Annotated in this window: 5 protein-coding genes; all 5 read right to left on the reverse strand. The window is 36.6% G+C overall.

Annotation, left to right across the window (positions count from 1 at the left end; translation table 11 throughout):
* Nucleotides 1-104: 104 nt before the first annotated feature.
* A complete protein-coding gene (locus tag AC1DG9_RS19820) occupies nucleotides 105-1736 on the reverse strand; it encodes a RagB/SusD family nutrient uptake outer membrane protein (RefSeq protein ID WP_337715092.1) in 1632 nt (543 codons plus the stop codon).
* 24 nt (nucleotides 1737-1760) lie between these two features.
* Entirely contained in the window at nucleotides 1761-4964 is a 3204-nt protein-coding gene (locus tag AC1DG9_RS19825) for a SusC/RagA family TonB-linked outer membrane protein (RefSeq protein ID WP_337715094.1), read from the reverse strand.
* Nucleotides 4965-4990: 26 nt separating this feature from the next.
* Entirely contained in the window at nucleotides 4991-6094 is a 1104-nt protein-coding gene (locus tag AC1DG9_RS19830; protein ID WP_337715096.1) for a DUF5007 domain-containing protein, read from the reverse strand.
* Nucleotides 6095-6126: 32 nt separating this feature from the next.
* Nucleotides 6127-7326 carry a discoidin/SUN/FTP domain-containing protein gene (locus AC1DG9_RS19835; protein ID WP_477635096.1) on the reverse strand — a complete coding sequence of 400 codons (1200 nt, stop codon included), beginning with the start codon at nucleotides 7324-7326 and terminating at the stop codon, nucleotides 6127-6129.
* Between the two features lie 16 nt (nucleotides 7327-7342).
* Nucleotides 7343-7593 (reverse strand): RagB/SusD family nutrient uptake outer membrane protein (locus AC1DG9_RS19840; protein ID WP_477635097.1); only part of this gene is annotated, 251 nt, incomplete at its 5' end.

Consider the following 7593-nt stretch of genomic DNA (forward strand, 5'->3'; position numbering starts at 1 on the left):
TTTTTACAGGAACTTATTACCATTGCCAGCAAAATCAATAATATTGCCGTCGGTTTAAAGTATCGTTTAATAATATTTTTCATGTATTTATCTATTATTTAAAATTAAAGACCTGAACCAATCCAATAGTTATTTAAACTCATCTTAGGATTATTGAACAATGCGTTTGGATGAATTGGCCAGGTCCAACCACCCCTGTTAAACTTATCTGAAGTCAATGGATTATCTGTCCACTCTTTACTTAATACTCTTTTAGTTCTTACCAGGTCAAAATAACGACTTCCTTCTCCCATCAGTTCTTTAGATCTTTCCAGAAAAATTGCATCTTTCAAATTTGTATCTTTACTTCCGGTTGGGTACGGCGGAGCCACGGCCCTTCCCCTTACAATATTTAAACACTCTATTGCTATCGGATCTTCAGGATTAAGATTAGCCAACGCCTCTGCACGTAACAAAATAGCATCGCTATAGCGCATAATTAAATATGTATTGTCTGGATTCAAATCCAAATTAGGATTGTTTGCATCTGCGAATGTATTTAATGCAAATTTCCTTAACTGAAAGGTTGAAGCATTTTGATCAAATGGAGCAACAAACCAGATTGTTAATCTTAAATCTGATTCATCCGGATAAAGTTTTCTCATATATTCTGTTGAAAATACAGAGTAGCTATATCTGTGAGTATACTCAGGTTGCTTGTATGGGAAATGGATAAATGCATCTCCAAAGGGCGAATATGCATTAGCCTGCGCAAATGGGTCATTCAAATCCTGATTGTAATTCAGTGTTCTGAACAATTCAAAAAGACTTTCCTCAGAACGGCCCTTTACAACTTTAGCCCATTCACCTAGAGGAAGCAGACGAAAAGCTTTACTGTCCATAATCTCTTTTCCCAATGCAGCTGTTTCCTGATAATATGAAGTTCTATTAGCAATATCAAACCCTGCATTCCACATATTCATATTCATCAATAAACCTATTGCTGCACCTCTGTTTGCCCTCACACCCCTCAAAGATGGATCAGTAAAAGTTAACGGTAAATCATTTCTAAAATCTTTAAGATCAGCAATGCAATTATTTATAACAGTTACCATATTTTCTCTTGGCAAAGGATCTTTTTGAAAGGCATCAGTATAATAAACTACATCCCCAAATAAGCGAACCATCTGAAAATAACAAAAACAACGAATAAATTTGGCTTCAGCTTTATAGCGCTTAGACTCTTCAGCCGTTAGTGCAGCAATACCATCGTCGATTTTACTAATCATCAGATTAGCCGATTGTATCACTCTGTAATATTCATCCCATTTGGTTAAATCGCTAAAATTATAACCAGACCAAGCTGGTGGTGGTGGTCCGGTAGATATCGCGGCCAGCAGGTACCTGTCATTAACAGTAGTTAAAGGAACATTCTGCTTATCGGTACTTCCCTGAGGGTTTGGCGTTTGCCTGGTGTGCCCCCCGATTAATCCAGATGCAGAACGACCGGCGCCACCTTCTGCCGCAGGAATTACCTCTCCCGAGCGAAATTCACCTGTTGCTCCAGCAAAAGCTGTTCGTGTATATTTATCAAATAACTCACCATACATATCGGTGATATTTGCTTCCATATCCTCCCTGGTCTTGTAAAAATTATTTCCTGTAAGTTTATCTATGGGAGTAATATCCAAAAATTTCTTACAGCCATATTGTGAAGCGCTTACAACAATAAATAAGCAAATAATATATTTTTTCATGTCTTATTAGTTTTGTGACTTCAATTAAAATTCTACGTTAAAACCAAGATTATATACTCGGGGAACCGGGTAACCATTTGAACCATCTCTACCAATTGCAGTAACCCCCTCCGGATTTGGACCGGTGTAAGGAGAAAAAGTAACAATATTACTTGCCGAAAGGAAGGTACGTATATTGTTCAAACCAATACGTCTGGCCATTTTTTTAGCAAATGAATAAGAAAGTGTAATCTGGTTAATTTTGAAGTAACTTCCGGTTTCCATCCAAAGCGTTTGTTCATATCTGTAATTATTCGCAAAAGCGTTGTGTGCATAGTCGTAAGCATTGGCAAATCTGGCGTTGGTATAACCAGGGCCTGTCCACATATTTAAGTCATTAACAGGAACAACAGTAAGTGGATTTTTGCCATAAACACCATCTTTGATACCAAACGGATTGTTCAGCAACCTTAACCTGTCTGCAAGGGCATTATTCAAAATAGAACGTTTTGCAGTATAAGTAGCATAAATATTAAGGGAAAGGGTAGAACCCGATGGCATAGTATAACTCAAAGTATTAGATAAACCACCTGTCAACACGGGCTGTGTATTACCAACAACTTGTAAATCTCTTGAATCCAATACATAATCACCATTGGCATCATAGAAACGTGCATCGCCACCCTGGAAGGAATTAAGAAAATCTCCGGAATCATTATTCCTGTATCTTAAACCTGTAACAGGATCAATTGGTACATCGTTTGTTGAATCGTATACACCCTGATTTACATATAAGTAGTTAGCCAATGAATTTCTTCCAATTCTTTTTGCTAAATGCTGTGAATAACCAGAATTAAAATCAAACTCAATAAACTGTCCGTTATACTCTTCAGGAAGTTTTGTTAAAACGTCATTATTCCAGGCTCCGTTTACGGATATAGTCCAGTTAAATTTGCTGTCTTTAGCTAAAGGCCTGCTTGTAAACGATAGCTCATATCCATAATTTGCAAGTGCTGCATCATTACTTGTATATTTACTAAAAGCAAGGGTATTAGATAATTGACTAACAAACAGTTCATTATCAACCTTTTTATAATAAGTATCAAAAATAACATCAAGTTTTCCGTTGAATAGACCTAAGTCAAAACCAAGGTTAAATTGGGTTACTTTTTTTGGCCTAAGCAAAGGGTTAGGTACATATTCATAATCTATTCCTACCCGTGGATTATTGTTATAGAAACCACGTGGGATGTACTTTCCATAAATATCGATCAAATTTCCAACCGGAAAAATGTTTCTACCCGCCGTTACCCGAATATCTCCATAATTTAGCCATTTAAGATCTTTAAGCCAATTTTCTTTATTAAAGTTCCATTTCAAACCCACTGAAGGATTCTTAGAATATGGTTCTTTATTTCCGTTATTGGAAGTACCGTCAATACGATAAGTTAAATCAAAAATGTATTTCTTCTCAAAATCATAAGTAAAAGCCGCCGCAAATGAAATTTGATTCTGATCGTAAAAAGAAGTTAAAATACCACCGCCCCTAGAGTAATAACCATCATATCCTAATGGTCCTTGAAATTGATCATTTGGCGATCTTTCTAATCTTGTAATACTTGATTGTCCCTTTTTAATATACATCTCACTAAAAAGGTTAAGAAAAAAGTTATGCTTCTCATTTAAAGATCTGGTATAAGAAACGTTATTTCTATTATATAGCTGCGAGGTATATCCATAGAAAGAGTATATCTTAGCAAATTGATCGTTAGCAGCAGCAGGCGTAAAAGTATCTTCAGTATCTACATTATAATCATAACTAGCCGCAGAAGTTAAATTTAATCCCGGGATTAGCTCATAACGTCCCTCAATATAAGTATTTAGGTTCTTAGGTCCTGCATCTGTATTTGTTTGCAGGGCTGATAATACACTACTGGTTGCCTGAAAGAATGAAGGCCCGGGCAGTAATGACGATTTTTGTCCGTCGGCTGCAACACCCGTTTGTAATAACCCTACTCCATTTGCCTTTTTGATCTTACCTACGTTACCTCTTATGGATCCAAAAAAACTAATTCTTTCAGTAGGTTTATAGTCCATATTCATATTCAAACTATACCTGTCAAAACCAGTATTTTTGATAATACCCTTATCAGAAAAGTAACTCAGGTTCGTCTTATAACTAAACTTGGTATCACCACCATCAAGCTGAACGTTATGTGTTTGATTATAGGTATTTTGATAGAAAACGCCCTGCCAATCGGTTGAATTGTTGTAATAAGGATTCAAACTATCAGCTAAGAAAGGTGTATTTGAAACCATATACTGATCTCTGAATCTACCATAGGTATTGATCTGATATAATTTTAGCTCACGTTCAGCATTCCCACCCAAAATACTGCGGAGTTTAGGAATTGCATTCATGTAAAAGTTACCGGTATAACGGATACGCGGAACAGCTGAATTTCCTCGTACAGTTTGTATTAAAATTACACCATATGCACCCCTTGAACCGTACAATGCCGTAGCTGTTGCATCTTTCAATACCTCAATACTTGCAATATCTTCCTGAGGGATCAATGAGATTGGACTCACCCCAGGGCCTTGTTGTTGAAATCCATACTCAGAAGCTTTATCTGCATCCATGGGAACRCCGTCAATAACATATAGTGGCGAAGTAGGTTGAAGAAATGTTTCATTTCCCGATCCAGTTGTACTGATAGTTGATAAACCGCGAATGTTAATTGTACCACGTAAACCAGGAGCACCAGTATTTAACTGGATATTTAAACCCGCCACTTTACCTTGTAACAATTGCTCCACATTTGATACCGGAACATCCTGAACTTCTTTACCGGAAACGATAAAAGATGAACCGGTTGTTACCTCTCTTGTTCTTTTTTGGTAACCACGAATTACTACCTCCTCCATCGTTTTATTATCCTCTTTAAGAGTTACGTTCAATGTGGTTTGCCCGGCATTTAATTTTATAGTTTTTGTTCCATAACTTACATATGTAAATACTAAAGTTGCACCATCATCAACACTTACTGAATAATGGCCTTTACTGTCAGTTTGAGTAAGTACTTTAAGTGGCTTACCGGTGGCAACACTAACACCTACCATTGTATCGTTAGATCCGCCATCTTTTACTGTACCACTAACAGTTACCTTCTTTGTTTGCGCCACCAAATCCTTGCATAGAAAAATGCAGCTGAAAAAAATCGATAGCAGAATTACTTGTTTTCTCATTGTATTAATTTTTATCATTAACATTTCTATTCGTCTTCAAATTTTGGATTCACAGTTTTAAAGTGAAATACAATTTCCCAATCACCTTTTTCATAAATGGCAAACTGCTGTGAAATCACACCTTGCTCTCTGGCACCGCCAAATCCTCTTCGCGAATAAACAAACTCAACATATGCTGTAGATCCGCCAAATGTGTTTGTTATGCCACCCGCTGTAAACCTTGTCGGAATTCTGGCAACAGGGATTGGGTATGCAACATCAAACTTTACGTATTCGCTTGTTCTTTCCATATTAAAACCATGCACCAGTTGATCCCATTTAGTTTCATTAAACTTGGCCGGATTTATCGCTACTGAATCTTTATTCAAAAACTTAAATCTTAATGAATTGCCAGTTCCACCAGGTACTTTTCTGATATATGTATATACAACTCCTTTTAACCCGCCTCCATTCGCAAACAAATCATCATTGGTTCCCTCACCTTTCATCCCGGAAATATTGGGATAATTGTGTTGTAAAGTAGTTCCATTTGCTGTGGTGGTATTAGGCTTACCGGTAAATTTGTTAATATCTTCTGCAGGAAAATATGGTATCTCTCTGTATGGAATTATAGAAAGGTTTTTAATAATTCTCGTTCCTCCTGAATTCTTAACCTTCACATCGAAATATCTGATATCCTGAGGATAAGTTACAGAATCCCGGGGCTTAAAGACTTCACTTGTAGCAGAAGGCCAAAGAATAATATCACCAGAAGGTCTTACCTCAAGCATCGGGCGCTCTTCAATTTTCCTTTTTGCGTCAATTTCGGCTACACTCTTTTCATTTCCGGTATACTCCTGAGTCCACACCAGTACCGGTTTTTTGGCCAGCATATCTTCAGCCGACCTTCCATCTCCAAACCTTGCATTTACAATTTCAAAGGTCATAGGGGCTGAGGAATTATCGGGATTAAAAATGCCCTGATATAAATTTAGCCTACCCAAAGTCGGAGGAAATTCTGTCATGGCATAAGTCATTTTAGTGCTTAAATAATCCTTTTCTTCAGGCAGATCAAAAATCTTCCTGCATCCCGAAAAAGCAATTATCATGGCCAAAAATAGAACTACTCTATATTTTAATATGTTGTACATAACATTTATTAATTTAAATTTATCTGTCCTCATCATTTGTAAATTGTCCTAAAGTTCATAGTCCATTCAGACAACTGGAATAAATCATCACCGGTATTACTCAAGAATACTATACGGTAGTGTTGCCAGGCAATCTCATTATTAAAATCATAAACCTTATTCTGGAAGTTAGATTCAAATACCATATCCTGTCTGGTATCTAATACAGTCCAGTCTGTTCCATTTTGAGATCCTTCAACTCTCCAGCTCTTCGGATTACGAGAATATTCTTTCGAGTCATTTGCAGATGTCAATGTGTAAACATTGGATACTACAGGTAAGCTAGGGTGCCAAATGAAGTAAACTGGTTTAACATTCTGAACATTAAAGTGACAGATAAACTTAGTTAACACATTATCATCAAACAACTTAATGAATTTCTCTCCCGGATTTACCGTTCCATCCTTGTAGTCAGGGTTATTAAATTTAACCTCCATTGTACCAGTAACCGTTTTAAATAAGTTTGTTGGCGGTGGAATAAACGTAAGTCGTCTTGCAAATTCATCGTATCCAAACACATGATCTGGCTGTATTAAATGTACAATTCCATTTTTCGCCTGAATGTTAACTGAACTTGTATAAGCAAATGCCCAGTTCGGAGTAAATACACTTCTTTTAGTATTGGCAAACTCAATCACTTCGGGACCGCCATTTTGCATACCTTGAGCATCAGCGTATTGGCGTTTTCCATGCATTGGATAATTTCCACGTACACTAAAAAGCTCACGGCCATCTCCCAAAGAAAAATCTGTCGATTTAAAAAGTCCCTTTACAATATACCTGGATACCATCGTATCCAAATGAGCACTATCAYTTTTTGCTTTTTCCAGATCAGCCAAAGCAGGTGCAAACCCAGACGCTAATTCGGTTAAAAAGATAGCTCTTTTGCCATTAGCCCTTCTTGCATCATTTAAATTTCTAATTGCCAGCTGAAAACTTGGGTTAGAAACCGCAAATACAGACACGCTACTATCGGTAAGAATACTTTTCATTTTAAGTTTATCAATTACCAGCAACAATGAATCATAAACTCCTGGTTTACTTTTCAGGTAATCATAAATATTTAAGGAAGTACCTGGATTGATATCCTGAGTAGAATAATAGCCTTTTTCTTTCTTACAGGCCACTTGAAATATTATGGCACTAAACAAGAATGCTATTAAATATCTACTATATAAATTTGATTTTTTCATATCTATTAATGTTTAGTTATTTCCAATAAGAGTTTTGTACCAACTCAGGATTTTGGTCAATAAGAGATTGAGCAATAGGCCAGTAAATTCCACCAGAATTAATTAAAGCAATAAACTTCGGATCTCTTTGCACAATTTTATGATACCTAACCAAATCGAACCATCTGTAACCTTCACCCATAAATTCCTTATTACGCTCATTAAAAATCGCTTCAATAAGATTCCCACTGCGCTCGGGCGAGTACGGCACATAACTACTATTAGTAG

The organism is Pedobacter sp. 05L430 (genome assembly GCF_056397585.1).

What these genes read in the sequence shown, in the direction of transcription:
- AC1DG9_RS19830 (WP_337715096.1), bottom strand. Translation starts at nt 6,094, where the DNA reads ATGTACAACATATTAAAATATAGAGTAGTTCTATTTTTGGCCATGATA.
- AC1DG9_RS19820 (WP_337715092.1), bottom strand. Translation starts at nt 1,736, where the DNA reads ATGAAAAAATATATTATTTGCTTATTTATTGTTGTAAGCGCTTCACAA.